Origin of the sequence: Moraxella sp. CTOTU48841 (genome assembly GCF_032061225.1) — a bacterium.
In the GTDB taxonomy this organism is placed as follows: domain Bacteria; phylum Pseudomonadota; class Gammaproteobacteria; order Pseudomonadales; family Moraxellaceae; genus Faucicola; species Faucicola cinerea.
Genome location: NZ_DAMBFQ010000001.1, coordinates 418,010 through 442,072, shown reverse-complemented (window position 1 = coordinate 442,072; position 24,063 = coordinate 418,010). Strand labels below are relative to the sequence as shown.

The following is a 24,063-nucleotide window of genomic DNA, read 5'->3' as shown; positions in this document are numbered from 1 at the left end:
CGCTTGGATTGTAGAAAATCTGACTCAGTGCTTGGCATTATAGTTGGCTGGGCGTTTCGACTTTAATTTTATTGACGGCATGGTATTCACGGTTAAAATACACCAAGCCTGTCTGGTCTTTGCCTTGTTGTATGGCTTCGATACGACAAATAAAAATCCCGTGTGTGCCGACTTCTTGGATTTGCTCGATTTGGCAATCAAAGCTCGCCAAGGCATTGTCCAAAATCGGTGATTGGGTCATCAAGGTATGCCATGTGCCATGCTCAAAGCGCGCTTGCGCTTCGAGTTTTGATGCAAAAACCGCAGATAATGGTGCGTGATGGTCGGCCAGCACATTCACCGCCAATACCTTGTTTTGCACGAAATATTCATACGAGCGTGAGGCGGTATTCATACATACAAGCAAGGTCGGTGGGGTATCGGTTACACTGCACACCGCCGATGCAGTAAAGCCATGACGACCCGCAGGGCCATCGGTAGTGACCACATTGACCGCAGCCGATAACATCGACATGGCATTTCTAAAATCAGTAACGTCAACCATTGTTTTTTCCAAATTACTTTTTAAATTATTAGGTCGTCCAATTGATGCGTGGCTAAATAGTCATTTCGGACGAGCTTGGCACCTTGTGCTAAGGCAGACAGCTTGCCTTGTGCCACATGACGGGGTAGCGGCGCCATCCCGCAATTGGTACAAGGGTACAAATTTTCGGCATCCACAAACTGCAAGGCTTTATGCAGTGTTTCTGCCACTTGTTCAGGTGTTTCTATCTGATGCGTCGCCACATCAATCGCGCCCACCATCACTTTTTTGCCACGAATCAATTCGATAAGTTCCATCGGTACGCGCGAATTGTGACATTCTAGCGACACCATATCAATCGCCGATTGCTGTATTTTGGGGAAGATGGCTTCATATTGTCGCCATTCACTGCCCAAGGTTTGTTTCCAATCGGTATTGGCTTTGATACCATAACCATAACAGATATGGACGGCAGTGTCACATTTCAACCCTTCAATGGCACGTTCGAGTGCCGCAATGCCCCAATCATTAACTTCATCAAAAAATACATTAAAGGCAGGCTCATCAAATTGAATAATATCAACCCCTGCCGCCTCCAGTTCTTTGGCTTCTTGGTTGAGTAGAGTGGCAAATTCCCACGCCAGTTTTTCGCGGCTGCCGTAGTATTGGTCACTGAGGGTATCAATCATAGTCATGGGTCCAGGTAGCGCCCATTTGATAGGTTTGTCCGTGTGCTGGCGTAAAAACTTGGCGTCCTCAGCAAATACCGATTGCGGGCGCGACACGGCACCCACCACAGTCGGCACACTGGCTTCATAGCGATTGCGAATTTTTACCGTAGCGCGATTGGCAAAATCAACCCCATCTAGATGCTCAATAAAGGTGGTGACAAAATGTTGGCGGGTTTGCTCGCCATCACTGACAATATCAATGCCTGCCGCTAGTTGCTGCTGCAATGATACTAATAAAGCGTCTTGTTTGCCTTGGACAAGCGCGCTGTCTGTCAGCTTCCAGGGCGACCAAAGTTGTTCAGGTTCAGCAAGCCAGCTTGGTTTAGGCAGGCTACCTGCCGTTGATGTTGGAAAAAGTGTCGTCATTGTTTTCTCTTTAATTGTTGGGCGTCAGCAAAAACTGCTTAAGCGACTTATTAAGCTACTTATTAAGCTACTTGGGAATTTAACCAGTTTTGTAACAAGGTTTGATAGGGTTTGATAAAGTGGGTTTCTGTGTATTGACCTTGTTGAATCGCTAGCTGACTGCGCTCTTCACGGTCATACTCGATTTTGGTCAGTGAATAATCTTGATGATTTAAACTGGGCCGATAGCTTTGACCTGCCACGCTATTGGCGTTATAAATCTCAGGACGATAAATTTTTTGGAACGTTTCCATCGTGCTAATCGCGCTAATCAGCTCAAGGTTGGTGTAGTCATTGAGCAGATCACCTTTAAAATAAAACGCAAAAGGTGCCACTGATTTTGGCGGCATAAAATAACGCACCGATAACCCCATTTTGCTAAAGTACTCATCCGTCAGCGAATACGCGTCTTGTACATATTCAGTGCCCAAAATCGGATGACAATTGGCAGTTCGGGTGTAGGTCTTAGTGGTTGACACACTGAGACAAATCACCGGTGGTTTGTTAAATTGCTCACGGTAGGCAGGCGAGTTCAGCACATAATCAAACAACTTACCATGCAAATCCCCAAACCGCTCGGGCACACTAAACGATGGCTGGTTTTTGTTATGCGTTAACAGCCATACACTAAAGTCATAATCGCGCACATAGGAAGAAAAACTGTTCCCCACAATGCCATCGATGCGTTGCTGGGTCTGGGTGTCAAAGATAACGGTTTTTAAAATCTCAATAGCCGGAAAGCTGTCTCCCGTACCAACAATCTCAAGATTAGCAGAGACAATCTCAAGCTCGACCTGATAGCGGTCGCCAGTCACATTGTCCCAATGTGCCAAGTCATTAAATCGACGGTTAATCATTTGCAGGGTATTTCGTAAGTTTTGCTCGCGGTGTTCACCCCGTGCCAGATTGGCAAAGTTGGTAGTCAGCCTAGTATCTTTGGCAGGTTGGTAGTTTTCATCAAATGCAATGGTTTTGATATGACAATCAATCGGTAAAGTCATGTCTGTAATCTCCGTAACAGTCGCGCAAAAAAAATTCTTTTAGCACCCTACGATTACTAAAAATCGTCACGGCTAAAAGTACAAAGACAGTTATACGCTAAAATTAAGATGAATAAAAACGAATTAAAATTTAAAAATGATGAATTTTATTCATTTTAGGTTTTTCCTTGAATAAAAAACGGCTAGAGAGTATCTAACCGTTTTTTATTGGCAGCGCTGAAATTTGATATTAGCGACTTCAAAATACTCCGGCATAGATTCAGCGAAGCTAGTGATGCTGTCTATTTTTTGAGGTTAACGAATATTAATTTTGTTAGGAGTTCTGAACATTCAATAAAAGTTGATAGTTAAAAAATAATTTATGCAACAAAATAATAAATTTTGTACATATAAAATAAGTAATTCGCCATCAGAAAGGTTAACTTACCAATTACCAACATTACGCTACAAGTCTGTAGCATTAAAGGGTGAATAGCCCGCTCTATAATCACGGGAAAATAAGGAGGGTGATATGACAATAAGCAATCATCAAAATATACCCTCGTCAGCAATCAATACGGTAAAACCACCTTATATCACGATGGCGATTTTTGCCATCATAGGCTTTGTATTATTGTTTGGCGGGATTTATCTCATTAGTTTGGGCGGCTCGTGGTACTACTTGGTAGCCGGTCTTTGGATATTAGTCACGGCGGTGTTACTTAAAAAACGTGCTGCATTGGCGCTGTGGTTGTTTGCTGCCTTATTGGTTGTGACAGCGGTATGGTCGCTATGGGAAGTGGGCAGCGATTTTTGGGCACTCGCACCTAGACTGGATATTTTAACCTTTATGGGGATTTGGCTATGGTTACCACATATCACCCGCTATGTTAAATCTCATCAGGCAATTAACCAGACGACTCCATCATCAACGCCTAAAGCAACGTTCTTTGATCATACTTGGCTAACGCCGGTTCGACATGGCTTAGGCTTAGTGATTCTATCAATTTTTGCATTGATGGGTTATGCCGCTTTTCATGACCCCCAAGAAATCAATGGTACCATCACCCGTGCGCAGCCTACGCCAAAACCACTGGCAGGCATTGCGCCTGGCGATTGGACCGATTATGGGCGTACGCCTGAAGGTACACGCTATTCGCCTTTGACCCAAATCAATGATAGCAATGTCAAAAATCTCAAAGAAGCCTGGACGTTTCGTACTGGCGACTTTAAAACCGCCAATGATTCTGGGGAAACCACCAACCAAGTCACCCCACTTAAAGTCAACAATACCTTATATTTTTGTACCGCGCATCAATTTTTGATTGCGCTTGACCCCGCTACAGGTAAACAAAAATGGCGGTTTGATCCGAAACTCAAATCAGATAAAACCTTCCAACATTTGACCTGCCGTGGGGTATCGTATCACGATGACGCCAATGTCAGTAAAAATGCTGCCAGTTTGCAAGCGCGCCAAACCAAATCGGCGCTTTGCCCGCGCAAAATTATTTTGCCGGTCAATGATGGTCGCTTAGTCGCCGTCAATGCCGATACGGGTCAACGTTGTAGCGATTTTGGTACCAATGGTGAAGTCAATCTGCAACAAGATATGCCATACCCATATCCCGGTGGCTACAACCCAACGTCACCGCCTGTAGTGACAGGTACGACGATTGTCATCGGTGGGTCTGTGACTGACAACCTCTCTACTAAAGAGCCTTCGGGCGTTATCCGTGGCTACGATGTTAATACCGGTAAATTAATGTGGGTATTTGACACAGGCGCTGAAGACCCCAACGCTATCCCAGCACCTGGGCAAAAATTTGTACACAACTCGCCAAATGCATGGGCGCCGCTTGCGTATGATAGCCAAGCCGACGTCGTATATGTGCCTGTTGGTGTTGGTACGCCAGATATTTGGGGCGGTAATCGTGACCGACTACAAGAGCGTTTTGCCAACTCGGTTGTCGCGCTCAATGGTACCACAGGTAAAGTGCTATGGAGCTTCCAGACCACGCATCACGACTTGTGGGATATGGACGTACCATCGCAGCCAACCATTGCAGAATTGACCGATCAAACTGGCAAAACCACGCCTGTGGTCTATGTCACCACCAAAACGGGTAATGTGTTTGTCCTTGACCGGCGTACTGGTAAACCTGTGGTACCGGTGACAGAACGCGCCGTGCCGCAAACTGTCAAACGCGGTAACCAAACCAAAGGTGAAAAATACTCTGCCACTCAGCCATTTTCTGAGTTAAACCTTGCGCCACCAAATCCGCTGCAGGATAAAGATATGTGGGGCGCGACCATGTTTGACCAGCTATATTGCCGTGCGTATTTTAAATCACTCAATTATGAGGGTATCTATACGCCACCGTCAGAAAACGGCACCTTGGTTTTCCCAGGCAATTTAGGGGTATTTGAATGGGGCGGTATTTCAGTCAATCCCGATCGCCAAGTCGCGGTGATGAATCCCTTAGCGCTACCTTTCGTAAGTACTTTGATCCCACAAGATCCTAACCGTCCACAAAAAGAAAAAGGCGCAGGCACTGAACAAGGCGTCCAGCCTATGTATGGTGCGCCTTATGGTGTTGAAATCAAACCTTTCTTATCGCCCGTCGGATTACCTTGTAAACAACCTGGCTGGGGCTATGTGGCAGGGGTGGACTTGACCACGCATCAAATCGTGTGGAAAAAACGTATCGGTACTATCCGCGATAGCTTGCCAAAACTGATGCAGTTACCGCCATTAAAAATCGGTGTGCCCGGACTGGGTGGTTCGATTTCGACCGCGGGAAATGTGATGTTTGTCGCGGCGACCCAAGATAATTATATCCGTGCCTTTAATGTCAGCAACGGCGATAAACTTTGGGAAGCGCGTTTGCCGGCTGGTGGGCAAGCCACGCCAATGACTTATGAGATTAATGGCAAACAGTATGTGGTCATCATGGCAGGCGGGCATGGTTCGTTTGGCACCAAGATGGGTGACTACATGGTTGCCTATGCGTTACCCGATTAGTCATTAAGACTTATTGAGGCTTTAAGAAAACCACGTTAACACCTTAACGTGGTTTTTTTTATGACACGAAGTTAAGTAGGCAGTATATTTATCATAATTTATACCAGCAATTAAAAAACACTTAACGATAGCAATTACTCAACTGGTTTTTTAAACGCCTCAATCGCCATCGCTCGTGAGATTTTTGTCGGGGTGTCAAGCTTTGGATAGGCGATGTGAGGATGTTGTGTTAGGTAGGTTTGCAGTTTTTGCTCATCGTTGATGATGTTAGCTGGCACTGTTGCAAGCTCGGGCACCCAGTATTGGATATAGCTTGCATCAGGGTCATGTGTTGCCGCCTGACTAAATGGATTCATCACCCGAAAATAAGGCTGAGCATCGGTACCGACGGAAGATGACCATTGCCATCCGCCATTATTACTGGCAAAATCACCATCTACCAAATGCTGCATAAAATAAGCCTCACCCCAACGCCAATCGATTAATAGGTTTTTGCTCAGATACATCGCCACCACCATACGCAGCCGATTGTGCATAAAACCTGTGCTGTTGAGACAGCGCATTGCTGCATCCACCAGCGGTACACCGGTCTTACCTTGATACCAGCTTTCAAAGTCGGCTAGGTCATAACGCCAAGCCACAGATTCATCCAAGGGGGTCAAAAACGCCTTGCCTTTAACGATATCTGGACGGTTAACCATAACGTCATAATAAAAATCGCGCCAAGCCAGTTCGCTAATCCAGCGCATGATGTCTTTCTCGCTTCCCAGTCCTGATTGACTGTTCAGCCTTTGTCTGGCTTTGAGATAGCATAATCTGGGCGATAGCATACCGATTGCCAAATAGGGCGATAAACGACTGGTCGCACCCAAACTATTATTCAAAGCAGGCACGTCTCTGGCTGTATTGTAATCAGCGATATGGTTTTTTAAAAAATCATCCAGTCGTGATTGGGCAGCCGCTTCACCGGCGGGGTATAACAATTGTGCTAACTTACCCACGTGATTGAGCTGTTTATCAAGCGCAGCAGTGGGGGTAAGATAAGCACGATAAAATGCATCAATCGTTATATAGTCATTGGTATTGGTATTGGTATTGGTATTGCGGCTGTCTTTGGCAAGTTGTGTAGTATTTATAGCCATGGCAGCAGGGGTGGGCGATAGGGTTAAACCCGCGGTTTCAATCATCGCAAGCCAACGCTTGTAAAAAGGGGTAAAGACTTTGTACGGCATACCTTTGTCGGTGACGATACGCTGAGGGGCAATCACCTGACTATCATCAAACCATTGAGTAACTATGCCCAACGACTGCGCCTGCTGGGCGATATACTGGTCGCGGGCAACTTCATTAACTGGGTACTCCAGATTGGCAAATAAATGGCTAATAAAAAGCTGCTGGCAAAGCTCAAGCACATCCGTCGCCTGCAAGGCAAAATCATCCACCACTCTGATGATAATACCAATATTTAACTGAGATAAACTCTGCTCAAGTGCGCGGATTTGCCGCAGTATCAAGTCAATTTGCCACAGCGATTTGCGGTGTGATTGCCATTGCTTGGGTGTCAAATAAACCACGGCTATGACGCCAGCATGGTTTTGCTGTGCATGCTCACAGCAAGCCGCAAAAGCGGTATTGTCAAAGGTGCGCAAATCTTGGCGAAACCACATCAAGTTCATTGTGCTGCTCATTATCTTTACCCCACTACAGAGATTTATCTTTAGGGTATTATGTCAACAAAGGCTTGGCTTCCCAAGACATTTTTGCAGGTTTATTGTGCTATCGTAACGGTAAAACACTACTCATGCCGTTGCAAAAATGTGCAATGACCTGCACCAAAAGTCGGGTAAACGTTGTGTTGGCTTTGCAATATACGCGCCTTAAATAGCAAACTAACTATTTGATTTATGGCACAATTATATTAAGATGACAATATCATATGCCATCATTCAAGCGTGTATCAAGCGATTTCCCTGTTATGCTATCTACCCCATCATCCGATAACAAATCGTCAAAACTATATATTAGGGTAGTGGTAGTTGGCATCGTTACCGCGCTGCATGGGCTGCTGCTATATCTATTTTTTCAGTACCAAACTCCCTTAAAAATCAAACCGCAAACGACACAGCCGCTCGAAATTAGCTTTATCCAGCTGAAGCCTCAACACCCCTCGCAGACTTACCATTCACAACCGCAGCCCGTCGCCATTAATCATGCGAACCCTGCCAAACAAGCTTATCCTAGCACTAACACCCAAGCGGCTGATATTAAGGAAAAACCATTATCAAAACCAAACCCTACACCCGCTAAACTGGTAAATGACCCAGCAAAAAATAGTAGCGACAAGCCAATTGAACTCAGACCAACGATAGATCATTTGACTAGCCAAAAAAAAGCCAGTCAACCTAAAACTTCGTTATCTACAGCAAGTCAAAGTCGAAGCCAAACTCAATCTCAAAAAAAATCACAAGATATTCCTAGCCAGCCATTACTGAACGCGCGTGAAAATAAAGCCAAATATGAACAACAGCAAGCGGCGCAAATAGAACGCAACATAAGTTCAAACACTAGCCAATCTCTTGCTCAACCCAAATCAGCTACTACCAACCAAAGCCATACCAATGCTGATTATGCTTTAAAAACTATAACTCACGATGAGCGTGCTAAATCATCTAAAGATACGATGCGTCCTCAAATACAAAAAATGCCAAATCAGCCCGTTAGCCCAGTTATTTCAGCTATCCCCGCTGTCCCAGCTAGTAATTCGTCACCAAAACCAGCAACACCCATCACCTTTGGCAATGCGGATGCAAGTTGGCAGAAAAGACCTAACACGCAGTTACCACCCAATTTGTCCCGTATTGTGACACTAAAGCAGCTATCAAGCCTGCAAGTAAAACTCAATGTCAATGCCCAAGGTGGCGTGGAAAAATGCAGGATTACGCAAACATCAGGTGATCAAGAGGTGGATAAATTTATTTGCCAACAAGTGCAAAAAGCCAGACTTTACCCAAGAAAAGCCAATGGCGTCACGGTACCAAGCATTGGCAATCTCACCATAGCACTGACCAATCTTGCAAATTAAACCCTACAATATGTCGCTGGAGCGGCACCCATGCAATAATCATGAAGGGCTTACTGTATCAACATTGATTAACTCCACACATAAAAAAAGCCAAGCTGATGAACAGATTGGCTTTCATGTTATTGAAAGTTAGCTTATTTCTTTTGGTAAGATAAACGTACACCGTATACCCAGCCATCATTGTCTTGGAAATCACCAACAATGCTACCATCGGGTAGTTTTGCTTTGGCATCACCAAACATCAAGTATTTAACGCCGCCTGAGATAGCCCATTCAGGTGTCAAATTGTATTTTGCTCCCAAGCCCACATTCCAGTTACCCTCCACAGGTCCTAGAGAAGTGGTTGGATTACCTGCACCTGAGTCATAACCCACAGCGCCCGAAATAGCTAATTTTGGTGATAGTTTCTTACCTAGACCGACTTCAGCAGTCCAAGCGTCATCGTCATAAGAAACTAAATTTAAACCGCTTGCATTACCATAGATTTTTGGTTTAATCGCAAAATCGCTCCAAGGTACCCAACGTGCTTTTGCGGTTAAAAGGGTTGTTGGATTGATACCTGTTTGGAAATCTAAGTTAACAGATTTTGGCGTGGTGATAGTAATCTCATTGGTGCCGACACCCGCTGCACCAAGTGCAGGAAGATTTTCCGTCATAGTGACGTCGTGGTCGATTTCAGAGCGATAAGTTAACGCGGCTTTGAGGGCAATTTCAGGTTTTAAATAAGCAATCCCAGCCATCCAGCCATAAGCCGTGTTACGAGCAATACTCGCATCATAGCCAGAGGCGGTTTTATAAGCGTTACCACGTAAGTGGACATCACCTTCTAAACGCTGAATCGTAGGACCGCCATAAATTTGAATGTTTTTCTTTTCACCCAGTTTTACCCCCAACAGTCCTGTGAAATTTTGGCTGCTGATAGAAACATTGGTGGCACCTGTGACTTTAGATAAATTTTGTGAAGCTGCTTGTGCGGTAGATAAAGTCTTAACTGCTTGTGTGCCAGCCTCGACTTGGGTAGTACCTGCAGCAATCCCTTGTTGAAGTGCAGTAATTTGTGGCGTTAAAACAGGTGCTAATGCAGGGTTAGCAGCCAAAGCAGCTTGGGCTCTCGCTAATTGAGTATTTGCTGCATCTAATCGCGCTTGCCCTGCAGTAACTTGATTTTGGATGGTTGAGATAGCGGTTTGCAGTTCTGTGGCATTAGTCACAGGCAGTGCAATACCTGCATTTTGCAATCCCGCTGCTGCTTGAGCATAGATACCATTCACTATAGAAGTTGGTGCACCAACAAAGTTGTTATCGCCAGAAAACTCAACATCTGCGCCCCAAGGTTGATCAAAAAATGCCCCTACGCTGATGGTATCATTGACATCGGCTTTTGCGCCAAAGTTTAAAAACTGGTAATCATCGGCCATATCAGGGACATTGCGACCAGCGGTAAAGTTTGCCTCAGTCGTCGCAACGTTTTTGTTGTCTTTGCCCTCGATTGTTGGATCGATGGTAATGTGCTCAACATAGGCAAAAGTACCTTGCTCGGTAAAAGCCCAGCTTGGTTGGGTAGAGCGGTCTAAACCGGCGGCGTTTGCGATAGAAACAGTAGAAAGCGTAGCAACGGCTAGCGCGAGAGAAGAAATTTTAAATGACATGTGAAGCTCCCTGTTTGATTTTAATCATCACGTCTAATAGCTAATTTAACAAAAACTTATCAGTAAATTAAAATTGACGTAATACCTTCCTTTGGTCAGTCAAAGAATAATCAAAATTTTAACAATTGACAACCGTATAATCACATTTTTGTAAGAATTTATTGACCTGAACAGTCACGAAAAAAAGAGGGGTTTAACTCATTGAGTTAAACCCCTCTTTTTACTGACTATATGTGGCTAAATAACTATCGACCGCGGTAAGTAATACGCCCTTTTGACAAGTCGTAAGGTGTCATTTCAACTTTAACTTTATCGCCTGTTAAGATACGAATATAGTTTTTACGCATTTTTCCAGAAATATGCGCAATAATTTCATGCCCATTTTCTAAACGCACTTTAAATAATGTGTTAGGTAAAGTATCGACCACTTCGCCTTCAAATTCAATTACATCGTCTTTTTTTGCCATAATACCTATATCTATGAGTCAAATGTATAAATGCAGATTATACGCTGATGCGTGTGTTATCGCAACTTTTAAGCCCTAAATCAATCAATTGAAAAAAATAGCTAAAAGATTTGCGCGCATCGCGACCTTATTCAGGCAAATTTAGCCAAATAGGGGATAGCCTTGTTACCGGTAACAGTGATTGAAATTGGGGTGGATATAGCGCATTGATAAAGTATAACCCATCGGCAGAAGCCGTCGCTGCCGCAAGTGACCGATTTTTGCTCAGCAACAGTGCTTCAATCCATGCGACTGGCTGTTCACCGCGCCCAATTTCAAATAACGTACCCATAATATTTCGCACCATGTGATGCAAAAAACCATCGGCTTGGATATCCAGTACCAATAGCTCACCATGCTGAATCAATTTGGCAAAATGGACATGGCGCACAGGCTGATTAGATTGGCAGGAAGCGGCACGAAAACTGGTGAAATCATGGGTGCCTTCGAGATAGGTCGCTGCCTGCTGCATCAGTTGGACATTAAGTGGGGCGTATTCATGGGTAATTTGCTGATTGAGTATCGCAGGTCGAAAGGGGTGGTTGAGGGTAATATAGCGGTAGCGTCGAGCAATCGCAGAAAAGCGCGCATGAAACTCAGCAGGCATCATTTGTATCCAGCGCACCGCGATATCATCAGGTAGTAGAGAATTTGCGGCACGCAGCCAATTATAGGGCTGACGCATGGCACTGGTTTGAAAATGGGCAATCATATTTGACGCATGGACGCCTGCATCAGTACGACCTGCAGCGATGACTTCTATGGGTTCATTGGCTATCTTTGATAACGCTGCTTCAACATGCTGCTGAATACTATCAACTTCTTGTTGGCGTTGCCAGCCGCGATAGCGAGTACCAATAAATTCGATGCTGATCGCATAAGTATTTACAGTCATAAAAAAGCCAATTTTGCCAAAACCTACGATAAAAAAGCCTAGTATAACAACTAATCAGTTATTAAGCGACGGTGTGGGTATCCTTTAGACAATGCGCCCAACGCTGACGGCGACGAGCAGGGGTATCATAATTGCCAATCAACCAAAGCAGACGCGCAAATATGGCAGGTAAGGTCAACCGTCCCGTCATCAAAACTTCACACTGAGCCAGCCATGCCCCCGCTTCATATGCTTGGCTGACGCCGCCATACGCGCATTGGGTCGTCACTGCAACCAGACAGCCTTGTTTTTTCGCCTGTAATAATTCGTTTTTGATGGATTCGGCATACGGCACATTGCCTGCACCAAATGCCAAAATAATGATGGCATCAGGTTTATCAGACAATAAATTACCCAAGCGAGCAGCGAGCAAATGCGTATCCACGGGCGTCAAATAGAGTGTGGCAACATTGGCATGGGACAAGCTGTCAAAGACTTGCGGCAATTGACTCAACCGATCTTCTAGCCAAAGTTGATGCTGAGCCTGAGTGATTTTTGAGGTATAGCTATTGGCGGGATAACCAGCACGGTGATGCCCCACAAACGCCATTAAATCATGGCTATGAATTTTTTGCACCGTTTGGGCAGGCCAATCTTCACCAGAAAAACAAACCCGCACCCCAGGCTCACCATGACGGGCTAATTTGCAAGCATCAAATAAATTCTGTGTGGCATCGCTCTGCGCGTCGATAAGGTAATCGGTTAACACATTGCTATCAAGCAAAGGTCTCATCGCCCCTGTCACCACAATACTGATATGACTACCCGCAAAACACTCTGCCAAAAAAGCCGCAAGGTAGCTGAGCGTATCCGTGCCTGTTAGCACCACAAATTGGCGAAGCCCTTGCGCAATGGCTTGTAGTATCAATTGATAAAAATGCGCGAAATCAGCAGGCGTTAACTGGCTACTGTCTTTAATGACATCATTATCCAATATCCGCCAATTCACAGGGTCGTGTGCATGGTTTGGGTAAGTGGCAAAATGGGTCTGTAAAATCTGTGATAACACAGGTAAAAAAATATCGGCATCTAAGCTAGCAAGCGGTTTACCATAACTGCCAAAAGTGCCGCCCGCGTAGATGATGCCAATACCTGATTTGGTGATAGATTTACTCAATTGAAATTTTACTCATAAGGGTTGGCAACGGATAACTTATCAAGGACAGCGATTTCAATCGCTTCCATTTCATCTTGCTCAGCTTGCCCAAGTTCATGGTCAAAACCCAGCAAATGCAGCATCCCATGCACCAGCAAATGGGTCAGATGCTGCTCTACTGTCTTGCCTTGCTCAGCGGCTTGACTGACCACCACCGCATGGCAAATTACTAGTTCACCTAGCGGCAGTGCGGGCAGTAATTCTAGCACAGCTTCCGGCAATTCACTGGCATAGGATAAAATATTGGTGGCGTAGTCTTTGCCACGCGCATCCAAATTGATGGCGCGAGCTTCCACAGGCTCCGTGACATAAATTTCTAATTCAATGATTTTTTGAAAGATAAATTCACCCAGTTGACTAGGTATTTCGGTAGTGTCGTGATGGGTTTGAAAATACTGCAGAACTTGCTGCAAAATAGCGACAATCTTGTCTTGTTGATAGAAGGCTTCAAGTTCGCCAAAATTTGGCAGCGCAATTAAGTCTTCAGCAAAACTAATTATCACTTGACTCATCGGCGCTTGCGGCACAGCGCCAGCTAAATCACCTGTTAAATCAATTTGGGTTGGCAAAGCTGATGACATAAGCTACTCCGCGATACCTATATCAATGGGTACGTTATCAATTGGAGCATTGTTATCCGTCACCGCGATAGCCGAACTTGCGGCTTGGGACTGTGCTTGGCTTTGTTCAAGTAGGCGCGATTGCTTTTTGGCTTCTTTAATCGCTTCTTGCGCTTCATCGTATTTATCATAGGCTTGCACGATTTTTTGAACCAATTGGTGGCGTACCACATCCTTGCTATCAAACCGCGTCACATGGATTTCTTCAATATCCGCCAAGATTTCTAGCGAATGCCGCAAGCCTGACTTGGTGCCGCGAGGTAAATCGACCTGTGACATATCGCCCGTGATGACCGCACGTGAGCCAAAACCCAAACGAGTCAAGAACATTTTCATCTGCTCAGGGGTGGTGTTTTGTGCTTCATCCAAAATCACAAACGAATTATTTAAGGTACGACCGCGCATGTAGGCGAGGGGGGCTACCTCAATGACTTGTTTTTCAATCAGTTTTGCCACTTTTTCAAACCCTAGCATTTCATATAAAGCATCATAAAGTGGGCGTAGGTAAGGGTCGATTTTTTGGGTCAAATCCCCTGGTAAAAAGCCCAGTTTTTCCCCTGCTTCTACCGCAGGGCGCACAAGCAAAATACGCTCAATCTCATTGCGCTCTAGCATATCCACCGCGCAAGCCACCGCCAAGTAAGTCTTACCCGTACCTGCAGGCCCTACGCCAAACGAGACATCAGAGAGTAAGATTTTTTTGACATATTGCTGTTGGTTGTAACCGCGGGGGATGATTTTTCCTTTACGGGTTCTCAAACTAATCGGGGTGAATTCATTGCTATCTGCGCGCTCGCTGCCATTTTCGCTAGCGGCATCATTTTCTAGCGCTAAATCGTGCTCACGGCTAAAACTCGTTTGCACGAGCAGGTGCAAATCTTCTGGCGAGATGACGTCGTTGCTTTGTGCTTCATCGGCAAGCTGTACCAAAATACGCTCAGCACGCGTGACTGAATCAAGCTCACCTGAAATCACAAAATCGGTTTTGCGTTGGTGAATGTGGACTGACAGACGATGTTCAAGGTACTTAATGTGGTTATTGTATTCGCCCAATAGGGTTTTGAGTTGATGGGCTTTTAGAGATGATAAATCGACCGTTCTGCTGATGGTATCGCTCAAGAGTGCTTCCTTTTATGGGTTTTTATAGTTGTGATAAATCATAAGGTTGAGAGATTAGGGAAGTATGACAGTAACCAATATAATATTTTGGCACGTTGATACTATTATGGTAAATATATGCAAAAATTCAAGTGACGTTCACGGGTTTTTGTCATTTCAAGTAATTTTGAAGCCAACAGTCAGGCAATGCTCAGCCACGACAGGCAAAAAATTAAATTTTGAGAAAATGAAAAAAAATGTGACAAAATGCTTGACGACATAGGGTTAAATACGCATAATATGCACCCCATGACAGGCAAGAAATACTTTCAAAATTCTGCCTAAATCTTGCAGATTTGCCAAACATGGCGATGTAGCTCAGCTGGTTAGAGCGCACGACTCATAATCGTGAGGTCAAGAGTTCAAGTCTCTTCATCGCCACCATTTGCAAATAACTTAACGCCCAGGATTTTGAAAAGTCCCGTATTTTAGTAAGCCAAGCATTTTGATGTTTGGCTTTTTTGTTGTTTTTCATTTGACAATAAAAATGAAAAAGAAAAACAAAAAAAGGGCGATAGCTGTATCGCCCTTTTTGTCATTTAAATTACTATTTAAATTGGCATCCAATATTATCGAGCTGCGTTAAAGGCTTTATTGGCATCATCAAAACGTGCCATGACTTTGTCAGATGCGGGCGTTAACAGTGACACCACATAGATGGCAATCATGCCTAAAATAAAACCTGGTACGATTTCATACAGACTGCTACCGGTTAATGGTTTCCAAGCGATGACTGTCAACGCGCCTACGAGCATGCCCGCCAACGCACCTGTACCAGTCATACGTCGCCAAAATAATGACATCAATACCACAGGACCAAACGCCGCGCCAAATCCTGCCCAAGCATAAGAGACCAATCCCAACACTTTGCTGTCTGGGTTTTGGGCAATGACAATGGCAATCGCTGAGACCAAAAGCACCATGAAGCGACCAATCCAAACCAGCTCTTTTTGAGTGGCAGTAGGGCGAATAAACCCTTTATAAAAATCTTCTGTAATCGCGCTTGAGCATACCAATAATTGACAGCTGAGGGTACTCATGACCGCCGCCAAAATAGCCGACAATACCACACCGACAATCCAAGGGTTAAATAATACTTGTGCCAAACCGATAAAGATGCGCTCGTTGTTATCTTTTAAAATAGCAGTTTGCTCAGGATGCACCGTCATATAGGCAAGCCCAAAATAACCGACCGCTACCGCACCTACTAGGCATAAAATCATCCAAGTCATACCAATACGACGGGCATTATTCAGTGATTTGACCGAATTTGCCGCCATAAAACGCGCCAAAATATGCGGCTGACCAAAATAACCCAAGCCCCACGCAGCTGCACTGATGATACCGACGAATGACGTACCAAACAGCAAGTTACCGTAGTTTTTGTTATTTGCCTGTGCCGCCATACTGACTGCCGCATGAATTTCACCCATACCGCCTAAGTTTAAATAAACCATGATGGGCGCAAATACCAGCGCAAAAATCATCAAACTTGCTTGAATAGTATCCGTCCAGCTTACTGCCAAAAATCCTCCAATAAAGGTATAGATAATGGTGGCAAATGCCCCTAGCCACATAGCCGTGGCATAGTCAATTTCAAACAAGCTTTCAAATAGTCGCGCACCTGCGACAATGCCTGAGGCGCAATAAATGGTAAAGAAAAACAAAATAATCGCCGCCGAAGCAATTTTAATCAATTTATTGTTGGCGCCAAAGCGGTGGTGAAAATATTCAGGCAAAGTCAGCGCATTGTTATTAAACTCAGTATGCACCCGCAGTCGACCTGCCACCAAAAGCCAGTTAAAATACGCACCAATCACCAAGCCAATCGCAATCCAAGATTCACTCAACCCCGATACATAAATCGCCCCAGGTAACCCCATCAGCAGCCATCCTGACATATCTGACGCACCCGCCGACATCGCGGTCACAAAACTGCCCAGACTACGGCCACCCAAAATATAGTCATCAAAGTTACGCGTGGCAAAATATGCCGCAAACCCGATGCCTAATACCAAAATCAAATACAACGTAAATGTAATATAAACGGGTGTCATCCCATCACTCCTAAGGTCATCCCGATTCAAGGTAATAAAACCACTAAAAATTGATAGCAGTCATAGAGATTTTACGTGGCATCACACGCTAATCGACATCTTGATAGATACCATCTAATAACGAAAAGTCACATTGTAGAAAAATTTTAGGCATAAAAAAAGGATAATCGCTGTGATTATCCTGTTTAGGGCATAAAATTGTCAACGCGCTAAACTTTGCGATACATAATATCGTAAATAGCGCGACCTTCCTCCATTCCGCGTTTTTCGAATTTAGTCAGTGGGCGAAAATCGGGACGCGGCAAAAAGTTACCTATACCTTCGCTGTTTTTGCCTTCGACATTTTCAAACGCGGTTAAACTATCCATGACTTCAATCATCCAATGGGCATAATGTTCCCAATCGGTGGCAGCATGAAATATGCCGCCTTTTTTAAGCACCCGTTCCACCACCCGCATACGATCAGCACTGACAAAACGGCGTTTGTAATGGCGCTTTTTTTGCCAAGGGTCTGGGAAATACAACTGCAGCGTGTCAATATGCGCCGCCGGTAATTGCTGCATCAGGGCAATCGCATCGCCACTGATGAGTTTGAGGTTATTTAGCCCCAGTTCCCCTGCCAAAAATGCACAGTTACCCAGTCCTGCCTCATGCACTTCAATGCCGACAAAGTTTCGTGTTGGGTCATTTTTTGCCATTTCCACCAAGCTTGTGCCCATACCAAAGCCAATTTCGAGTGTCAAAGGCGCATCAGGGTTTGAAAATAGCTCACGCAAATTGGTTATACCGCCGATATCCATCGCTTGTATTGCATCCAAATTGGGCTGGACAAAAAAATGGGCAAAGTCTGACTGTAACCCAGCTTCTGCCTTTTTGCCCACATGGGTTTTGCGCTTCATAAAAGTTTGAATGGCGCGATAGTGCAGGGATGAATCAGGGTTTTCATCATTCGGTTGAGGGCTAGTGGAGAGATTGGGAGAAAGCAATGGTGCATCGGTGCTAGCCGCATCGACTGTCTCAGAAGTTTGGGTATGTTGGGGTGTCATCATTTGCAAAAATCGTAGTTGGTGTGATAAAGGGTGGTTGTGATAAAATTCGGCTATTATAAGTGAAAACCCCATAAAGTGAAAACAACCAATGGATAATCCCTAATCGCCATGTTATTTCTTGAAAAAACATCACCGCCGCCATTTTGGCAGCCACAGCTAACTGATAAACAGCGTCTGATGTATGACAAAGCCTTTATCGGCAATCGTTCGCAGGCGTATTATCTCAAGCGTTTTGCCCAGTTTGATCAGGCAGGGCGATTGACGGCTAAGTGGCATTGGGCAGGGTTTTTGATGACGTTTCCTTGGCTGTTATACCGTAAGCGATTCTTAGATAGCATTGTCTATTCGGTGGCGGGATGGTCGTTTATTCAGCTTAATGTCACCATCATTTTGGTGGCGATAGAGTACTTATTGATACGCAATCTTGATGAAGCAATTCGTATGCCGCTACGTATTGGCATTGGGCTTGCGATTTGGCTGTTTTGGTCGGTAATGGTAGCACGTTGGAGCGATGCTTATTATTATCGGATGGCGCGCCGTGAAATCGCCGATGCCATTGAAATGTATCCGCGGGATGAGGAAAAACAGCTGGCGCATATCCGCAGGCACGGCGGGGTAAGTTTGCTGGGTTTGGCGCTGGCGTTTGGGTTTTATGCGTTTTCTTTGTTTGTGATTCAAGTGCAGTTTTTGCCGATTTATGCCAAACAAAAAGCCAATGCCACGCTGTTTGAGGTGCTTGATATCGTAGAAAGCGCACAGGGACGAGTCGATGCCATCTACAAAGCCACCGGTCAATGTCCTGTCAATACACCGCTAAGCACAGATAACCAAAAAGTGGTGTTAAAAGTGTTGACCCAAGCAGAAAGTATCCCAACTGACAGTCATTGCATGATTCAAGCGACAGTACGAGGCGTGCCGTTTCCCAATCGCTGGCTCAATGGTCAGACGCTGACCATGTACCGTATTGGTGATAGTAAAGTCGATGGTAGTTGGGGCTGTATCACCTCACTCAATCGCAGGCAAATCCCCAAACAATGTATGCTGGCAGAGCGCTGATGAAATAGTAGTGTTTACAACCACTAGCCGATGCGATGACGGTGGTTTTCAAAAAAAACCGAAACCTAAGCAACAGCCTAGGCTTCGGTATTTATTTATTTTTATTTATCGGCTTTATTTTGAAGCCAGCAAAATAACTTACTTCATCAACAACGCATTGACGCGTTTGAGATAAGCGGCTGGGTCTTCAAGCTGACCGCCTTCAGCAAGTAGTGCTTGGTCAAAAATCACTTGCGCGAGGTCATCGAACTGCTCCGCGCTTTCCAATTTTTGAATGAGTGGATGGTTTGGGTTGACTTCCAAAATTGGCTTGCTCTCTAGCACAGGTTGCCCCATCTGTTTGAGCATTTGCATCATCTGTGGTGATAGTTCACCATCCGCAGTCACTAGCAAAGCAGGGCTGTCGACAAGGCGATTTGACACGCGCACATCTTTAGCCCGGTTACCTAACACGCCTTTGAGTTTTTCTACCACAGGCTTGAAGGTTTCTTCTGCTTTTTTGGCTTCTTCTTTTTCGGCTTCATCGGTCAAATCACCCAAGTCTACCGCGCCTTTGGCGATGTTTTGTAGCGGTGTACCATCGTACTCAAACATAAAGTTCATTGCCCATTCATCAACGGGGTTGGTCATTAAGATGACTTCAATGCCTTTTTTCTTGAACACTTCAAGTTGCGGACTGGCTTTGGCGGCGGCAAGGTTTTCAGCTGTTAGATAATAAATCGCCTTTTGACCGTCTTTCATACGACCTTTATAGTCGTCAAAGCTTGTTACCACATTGTCATCAGTGGTAGTGGCATAGCGCAATAATTTGGCAATTTTATCCATATTGCTTTGGTCTTCACCCAAGCCTTCTTTTAAGACGTTACCAAATTCAGCATAAAACTGTTTGTATTTTTCTTGCTTTTCAGCTTCATCGCTATTGGCTAGGCTAGCTAGCACGGTCAATATACGGCGCGCGTTACCATCGCGGATAGATTTGACATCGCGAGACTCTTGCAGGATTTCACGGCTGACATTGAGCGGTAAATCAGCGGTATCAATCACCCCTTTGACAAAACGCAGATACATCGGCAATAACTGCTCGGCATCATCCATGATAAATACACGTTTGACGTACAGTTTTAGACCGTGTTTTTGCTCACGTTGGTACAGGTCAAACGGCGCTTTTTTAGGGATATATAGCAGCTGGGTATATTGTAGACGTCCTTCGACACGGTTGTGCGTCCAAGTTAGCGGCTCATCATAGTCATAGGTAAGATTTTTATAAAATTCTTTATACTCTTCGTCTTCAATTTCTGAAGGTGAGCGCGTCCATAGGGCATTGGCTTGGTTGATGGTTTCCCATTCGTCAGTGGTTATCATTTGACCTTGGGGCATCTCACCTTTGGCAGTTTCGCCCCCTGCTTCTGAATTAGCAGTTTTTTGCGCGTCAGTGAGTTCTTCTTCTTGCCAAACTTCTTTGCGCATTTGGATCGGCAAGCTGATATGGTCAGAGTATTTATTGACTAAAGATTTGATTTTGTGGCGGTCAAGGTATTCGCTGTGTTCATCGGTAACATGTAAAATCACTGTCGTGCCACGGGTAGGCTTTTCGATGGTTTCGGTGGTAAATTCACCGGTACCGTCTGAAACCCAGCGTACACCTTGGCTGGCAGGTTCACCTGCTTTACGAGATTCCACCGTGATGGTGTCCGCTACGATAAAACCTGAATAAAAACCCACCCCAAATTGACCAATCAGATTGCCGTCTTGTTTTTGTGCATCGGATAATTTTTCTAAGAAAGCTTTGGTGCCTGATTTGGCAATAGTACCCAAATGTTCTACGGCATCGGCTTCATTCATACCGATACCATTGTCGATAAAGCTGATGGTTTTGGCATCTTTATCAATATCAATGCGAATGCGTAGTTCACTGTCACCTTCATACAGCGCGTCGTTTTGATTGCCTTCAAAGCGCAACTTGTCACAGGCATCAGACGCATTTGACACCAACTCACGCACAAAGATATCCGCATTGGAGTAAAGCGAGTGGGTGACTAAATGTAATAGTTGCGCGACTTCCGCTTCAAAGCTATGTTTTTTTGGTTCAGGTTTGTTTTCATTTGACATAGTAAGTAACTCCTAAAAGTAAGAATAAAAATAAGAATAAAAATAATTAACCTAATTTATGGTGGTTCGTTGTCATAGTTAGGGTGAGTCTAAAACTATTTCAAGCACAAGCGGCACAATTTTTAATTTTTAAATAATGAAAAAATGATGCAAGCAGGGTTTAAATAACCAATAATTAAATGACCAATAAAAAGCCGAGCATACTTATACCCGGCTTTACTTGCTGTCTATCCGATACTATATCTCTGTTAAATCTTGGATTCACTAGCATTAAACAGTTGGGGTGAGCGTAACGCTTTGGGCAAGCTAAAGGTCACGTTTTCCAAAATACCTGATAATTCTTCAGGTTTTTCGCCGCCCCAGGATTGTAAGGTATCTAACACTTCTTGAATCAATACTTCAGGCGCCGACGCACCCGCAGTCACACCCACCGTATCCACGCCTGCAAACCAGTCTTTTTGCATTTCGCCTGCGTTATCAATCAAATGCGCTTTGGCACCCAAGCGCTCCGCGAGTTCACGCAAGCGGTTGGAGTTGGATGAGTTGGGTGAGCCCACCACTAACACCACTTGACAACGCGCCGCAAGCTCCTTGACCGCATCTTGACGGTTTTGGGTGGCATAACAAATGTCATCTTTACGCGGCGCATGGATTTTGGGGAATTTATTTTTTAGCGCATCAATCACTTCTGCGGTGTCATCCATCGATAGGGTGGTTTGGGTGACAAATGCCAAATCAGTATCAGTCGGTAGGTCAAGATTGGCAACATCCACCACATCTTCAATTAAGTGAATACGTCCACCGTATTGTGGATCAAAGCGCCCCATCGTGCCTTCTACCTCTGGATGACCGGCATGACCAATCAATACCGCATCTACGCCTGTTTTGGCAAATTTATTGACTTCGATATGGACTTTGGTAACCAGTGGACAAGTGGCATCAAACACCGTCAAATCACGGCGTTCGGCTTCATCTTCCACGGCTTTGGAGACGCCATGCGCTGAAAAAATCACAATCGCCCCATCCGGCACTTCATCCAACTCTTCGACAAATACCGCACCGCGATTGGCCAGGTCTTCCACCACAAACTTGTTGTGTACTACTTCATGGCGCACATAAATAGGCGGTTCAAAGCGCTCAAGGCAGACATTGACGATTTCGATGGCTCTATCGACCCCAGCACAAAAACCACGGGGATTGGCGAGTAAAATTTTCATAACGCAGTTCTTCAGTCATTGATGATTCATGTGGCTAGTTTACCATGAGTTCATACACGCAAAATATGTTAAACGTAAAAAATCAACGAATCGGTATTCAAGGGCTAAATTACGCAGAAATTGTTAGCAAAAATTGCTAAAATAGCCGATTCAAAAATGGCTACTACTCACTTCATCAAACCCCTAAGGATATGTCATGACCAAAGGCTCATTATTTATCATCACCGCAGCAAGCGGTACTGGCAAAACATCGCTGGTCAAACAGCTGATTGCAACGACCAATGACTTGGCGGTTAGTATCTCGCATTCGACTCGCAAGCCACGTCCTGGTGAGATTGATGGGCAGCATTATCATTTTGTCAGCCGTGAGATATTTGCTGATATGATTAAACAAGGTGAGTTTTTGGAGCATGCCGAAGTGTTTGAAAACTACTATGGCACCGCCCAGTCCACAGTGGAATTTATGCTGAGCAATGGTTTAGATGTCATCTTAGAAATCGACTGGCAGGGCGCGCTGCAAGTGCAAAAATTGCGTCCCGATGCCACGACCATTTTTATCCTACCGCCGGACCGCCAATCGCTGCGCCAACGGCTTTCCAATCGCGGACAAGACAGTCAAGAGGTGATTGAAAAACGTCTGGCCGGTTCGGTCAATGAAATGTCGCAATACGTGAATTTTGATTATGTGGTGATTAATGACAATTTTGACGTGGCATTAGCGGAGTTAAAATCAATCATCATCGCCAATCGTTTGACTCTCGCTAAACAGCAAGAGCGTCATGCTGGCCGTATTGAGCAGCTATTGTCTGAATAAATCATCAATAGCCTATAAATAATTGAATAAGCGCAACGAGCTAATAAAACGCACTAAAAATCTGCTGTCTTAGCCACCCATACAGCGGGTCAACCTGTTGCTGTTGGTGCCAATAGCCGTGTAACTCGATATGAGTCAACTCAATTGGCAAATCCAAAATCTGCCAGCCTTGGTCGGGTGGCAAAAATGTGGTGGCTAATTGGCGCGGCAAGGTGAGCAATAGTTTGTCTTGTTTTAGCAATTGAAAAGCAGTGGCATAATGTTGGCAACGGATTTTACTCTGCCGCTGCCAACCTGCTTTGGACAATAAACTATCTTCAATCGACAGACCTAGCCGCCGGGATGACACAGTAATATGTTGACTGGCAAAATACTGGGCTTGGGTGATAGTCGGTTCATTCGCCAATTCAGCCGTAAAATTTGGCGCATACAGTACTAGCACAAACTCATCTCGCAACAACGGTTGATGCACAATCTCACTATCCACCACCCGCGCCACATCAATGGCAAAATCCAGCTGTCCAACTTTTAGTTCATGCGCAAGCGCCGAGCGATTGAGCCGACTACTAGTGATTTGACAATTGGGCAAAACTTGATGAATTTGGCTGACCAATTTGTTAAACACAATCAATTCAATTTCATCATGCATGGCAATCGTCAATGTAGCAAAGCTCTGCTGCGCCAGCTCGCCAAGTTTGCTGTCGCTTAATAAATGGTTAGTTTGAAATATTTGTTCAAGATTTTCAAAGCTTTGTTTGACGGTGGGATAAATCCGTTTGGCATAGAGCGTGGGGTGCAGCTCTCCTTTTTCCCGATAAAAAAGTTCGTCCCCGAGCGCCTGACGAAGACGACCTAACGCATGGCTAATGGCAGATTGGCTCAAATGCAAAGCTTCTGCAGTATGAGTAAGATTTTTAAGCTCAAAAATATAAATAAATAGCCTAAGCAAATTTAAATCAAGCTGCTTTAACGGGTTTTTATGCAACATTTGGATA

The 24,063-nt window shown here is 44.7% G+C and carries 19 protein-coding genes and 1 tRNA gene; 5 read left to right on the top strand and 15 right to left on the bottom strand.

Going from position 1 to position 24,063, the window contains the following annotated elements; all coding sequences use genetic code 11:
• Positions 1–37 precede the first annotated feature (37 nt).
• From RT034_RS01890 to RT034_RS01880, 3 genes are all read right to left on the bottom strand, one after another.
• Positions 38–544, bottom strand: coding sequence for a flavin reductase (locus RT034_RS01890; RefSeq protein ID WP_313012950.1), 507 nt, complete (start codon positions 542–544; stop codon positions 38–40).
• A 20-nt stretch (positions 545–564) separates the two neighbouring features.
• Positions 565–1,620, bottom strand: a complete 1,056-nt coding sequence (locus RT034_RS01885; RefSeq protein ID WP_313012948.1) for a methionine synthase — start codon at positions 1,618–1,620, stop codon at positions 565–567.
• A gap of 62 nt (positions 1,621–1,682) precedes the next feature.
• Positions 1,683–2,660: a DUF1852 domain-containing protein gene (locus RT034_RS01880; RefSeq protein WP_313012945.1), complete on the bottom strand. Its 978-nt coding sequence runs from the start codon at positions 2,658–2,660 to the stop codon at positions 1,683–1,685.
• Between the two features lie 511 nt (positions 2,661–3,171).
• Here RT034_RS01880 and RT034_RS01875 point away from each other — a divergent pair.
• Positions 3,172–5,661, top strand: a complete 2,490-nt coding sequence (locus RT034_RS01875) for a glucose/quinate/shikimate family membrane-bound PQQ-dependent dehydrogenase (RefSeq protein WP_409566274.1) — start codon at positions 3,172–3,174, stop codon at positions 5,659–5,661.
• 134 nt (positions 5,662–5,795) lie between these two features.
• On the opposite strand, the gene RT034_RS01870 is transcribed toward RT034_RS01875, so the two are convergent.
• The gene (locus RT034_RS01870) at positions 5,796–7,349 is read right to left on the bottom strand and encodes a cryptochrome/photolyase family protein (RefSeq protein ID WP_313012942.1); all 1,554 of its coding nucleotides are present in this window, start codon (positions 7,347–7,349) and stop codon (positions 5,796–5,798) included.
• A 248-nt stretch (positions 7,350–7,597) separates the two neighbouring features.
• Here RT034_RS01870 and RT034_RS01865 point away from each other — a divergent pair, with 248 nt between their 5' ends.
• A complete protein-coding gene (locus RT034_RS01865; RefSeq protein WP_313012939.1) occupies positions 7,598–8,743 on the top strand; it encodes an energy transducer TonB in 1,146 nt (381 codons plus the stop codon).
• Positions 8,744–8,877: 134 nt separating this feature from the next.
• Here the strand turns inward: RT034_RS01865 and RT034_RS01860 are convergent, their stop codons facing one another.
• The 6 genes from RT034_RS01860 to RT034_RS01835 all read right to left on the bottom strand — a co-directional run bounded on the left by RT034_RS01860 (position 8,878) and on the right by RT034_RS01835 (position 14,727).
• A complete protein-coding gene (locus RT034_RS01860; protein WP_313012937.1) occupies positions 8,878–10,392 on the bottom strand; it encodes an OmpP1/FadL family transporter in 1,515 nt (504 codons plus the stop codon).
• Positions 10,393–10,637: 245 nt separating this feature from the next.
• The gene (gene infA / locus RT034_RS01855) at positions 10,638–10,859 is read right to left on the bottom strand and encodes a translation initiation factor IF-1 (protein ID WP_007116282.1); all 222 of its coding nucleotides are present in this window, start codon (positions 10,857–10,859) and stop codon (positions 10,638–10,640) included.
• A gap of 127 nt (positions 10,860–10,986) precedes the next feature.
• Complete coding sequence (gene truA / locus RT034_RS01850; protein ID WP_313012933.1) at positions 10,987–11,793, bottom strand: tRNA pseudouridine(38-40) synthase TruA; 807 nt, start codon at positions 11,791–11,793, stop codon at positions 10,987–10,989.
• A 61-nt stretch (positions 11,794–11,854) separates the two neighbouring features.
• Positions 11,855–12,949 carry an asparaginase gene (locus tag RT034_RS01845; protein WP_313012930.1) on the bottom strand — a complete coding sequence of 365 codons (1,095 nt, stop codon included), beginning with the start codon at positions 12,947–12,949 and terminating at the stop codon, positions 11,855–11,857.
• Between the two features lie 8 nt (positions 12,950–12,957).
• On the bottom strand, positions 12,958–13,569 hold the full coding sequence (gene ybeY / locus RT034_RS01840) for an rRNA maturation RNase YbeY (protein ID WP_313012928.1): 612 nt from the start codon (positions 13,567–13,569) through the stop codon (positions 12,958–12,960).
• 3 nt (positions 13,570–13,572) lie between these two features.
• Positions 13,573–14,727, bottom strand: a complete 1,155-nt coding sequence (locus tag RT034_RS01835) for a PhoH family protein (protein WP_313012925.1) — start codon at positions 14,725–14,727, stop codon at positions 13,573–13,575.
• Between the two features lie 346 nt (positions 14,728–15,073).
• Between RT034_RS01835 and RT034_RS01830 the strand changes: the two genes are divergently transcribed.
• Positions 15,074–15,150, top strand: a tRNA-Met gene (locus RT034_RS01830).
• Between the two features lie 185 nt (positions 15,151–15,335).
• Here RT034_RS01830 and putP read toward each other — a convergent pair.
• Both putP and trmB read right to left on the bottom strand, forming a co-directional pair.
• A complete protein-coding gene (gene putP, locus RT034_RS01825) occupies positions 15,336–16,823 on the bottom strand; it encodes a sodium/proline symporter PutP (protein ID WP_313012924.1) in 1,488 nt (495 codons plus the stop codon).
• Between the two features lie 209 nt (positions 16,824–17,032).
• The gene (trmB, locus tag RT034_RS01820) at positions 17,033–17,872 is read right to left on the bottom strand and encodes a tRNA (guanosine(46)-N7)-methyltransferase TrmB (RefSeq protein ID WP_313012922.1); all 840 of its coding nucleotides are present in this window, start codon (positions 17,870–17,872) and stop codon (positions 17,033–17,035) included.
• Between the two features lie 108 nt (positions 17,873–17,980).
• On the opposite strand from trmB, the gene RT034_RS01815 reads away from it, so the two are divergent.
• Positions 17,981–18,928: a pilin gene (locus RT034_RS01815; protein ID WP_313012921.1), complete on the top strand. Its 948-nt coding sequence runs from the start codon at positions 17,981–17,983 to the stop codon at positions 18,926–18,928.
• Positions 18,929–19,066: 138 nt separating this feature from the next.
• Here the strand turns inward: RT034_RS01815 and htpG are convergent, their stop codons facing one another.
• Together htpG and ispH are read right to left on the bottom strand one after the other, a co-directional pair.
• Positions 19,067–21,037 (bottom strand): molecular chaperone HtpG, encoded by a 1,971-nt coding sequence (htpG, locus tag RT034_RS01810; protein WP_313012919.1) that lies wholly within the window; start codon positions 21,035–21,037, stop codon positions 19,067–19,069.
• Between the two features lie 248 nt (positions 21,038–21,285).
• On the bottom strand, positions 21,286–22,254 hold the full coding sequence (gene ispH / locus RT034_RS01805) for a 4-hydroxy-3-methylbut-2-enyl diphosphate reductase (RefSeq protein WP_313012916.1): 969 nt from the start codon (positions 22,252–22,254) through the stop codon (positions 21,286–21,288).
• A 196-nt stretch (positions 22,255–22,450) separates the two neighbouring features.
• Between ispH and gmk the strand changes: the two genes are divergently transcribed.
• Positions 22,451–23,068 carry a guanylate kinase gene (gene gmk, locus RT034_RS01800; protein WP_062334573.1) on the top strand — a complete coding sequence of 206 codons (618 nt, stop codon included), beginning with the start codon at positions 22,451–22,453 and terminating at the stop codon, positions 23,066–23,068.
• Positions 23,069–23,108: 40 nt separating this feature from the next.
• Here the strand turns inward: gmk and RT034_RS01795 are convergent, their stop codons facing one another.
• Entirely contained in the window at positions 23,109–24,056 is a 948-nt protein-coding gene (locus RT034_RS01795; protein WP_313012913.1) for a LysR family transcriptional regulator, read from the bottom strand.
• Positions 24,057–24,063: the final 7 nt, after the last annotated feature.

Bases quoted from the DNA above. Each gene is read 5' to 3' on its own strand.
- RT034_RS01865 (WP_313012939.1), top strand. From the start codon at position 7,598: ATGCCATCATTCAAGCGTGTATCAAGCGATTTCCCTGTTATGCTATCT.
- gmk (WP_062334573.1), top strand. From the start codon at position 22,451: ATGACCAAAGGCTCATTATTTATCATCACCGCAGCAAGCGGTACTGGC.
- RT034_RS01880 (WP_313012945.1), bottom strand. From the start codon at position 2,660: ATGACTTTACCGATTGATTGTCATATCAAAACCATTGCATTTGATGAA.
- RT034_RS01890 (WP_313012950.1), bottom strand. From the start codon at position 544: ATGGTTGACGTTACTGATTTTAGAAATGCCATGTCGATGTTATCGGCT.
- RT034_RS01885 (WP_313012948.1), bottom strand. From the start codon at position 1,620: ATGACGACACTTTTTCCAACATCAACGGCAGGTAGCCTGCCTAAACCA.
- infA (WP_007116282.1), bottom strand. From the start codon at position 10,859: ATGGCAAAAAAAGACGATGTAATTGAATTTGAAGGCGAAGTGGTCGAT.
- RT034_RS01860 (WP_313012937.1), bottom strand. From the start codon at position 10,392: ATGTCATTTAAAATTTCTTCTCTCGCGCTAGCCGTTGCTACGCTTTCT.
- RT034_RS01875 (WP_409566274.1), top strand. From the start codon at position 3,172: ATGACAATAAGCAATCATCAAAATATACCCTCGTCAGCAATCAATACG.
- RT034_RS01870 (WP_313012942.1), bottom strand. From the start codon at position 7,349: ATGAGCAGCACAATGAACTTGATGTGGTTTCGCCAAGATTTGCGCACC.
- htpG (WP_313012919.1), bottom strand. From the start codon at position 21,037: ATGTCAAATGAAAACAAACCTGAACCAAAAAAACATAGCTTTGAAGCG.
- truA (WP_313012933.1), bottom strand. From the start codon at position 11,793: ATGACTGTAAATACTTATGCGATCAGCATCGAATTTATTGGTACTCGC.
- ispH (WP_313012916.1), bottom strand. From the start codon at position 22,254: ATGAAAATTTTACTCGCCAATCCCCGTGGTTTTTGTGCTGGGGTCGAT.
- RT034_RS01795 (WP_313012913.1), bottom strand. From the start codon at position 24,056: ATGTTGCATAAAAACCCGTTAAAGCAGCTTGATTTAAATTTGCTTAGG.
- RT034_RS01815 (WP_313012921.1), top strand. From the start codon at position 17,981: ATGTTATTTCTTGAAAAAACATCACCGCCGCCATTTTGGCAGCCACAG.
- putP (WP_313012924.1), bottom strand. From the start codon at position 16,823: ATGACACCCGTTTATATTACATTTACGTTGTATTTGATTTTGGTATTA.
- ybeY (WP_313012928.1), bottom strand. From the start codon at position 13,569: ATGTCATCAGCTTTGCCAACCCAAATTGATTTAACAGGTGATTTAGCT.
- trmB (WP_313012922.1), bottom strand. From the start codon at position 17,872: ATGATGACACCCCAACATACCCAAACTTCTGAGACAGTCGATGCGGCT.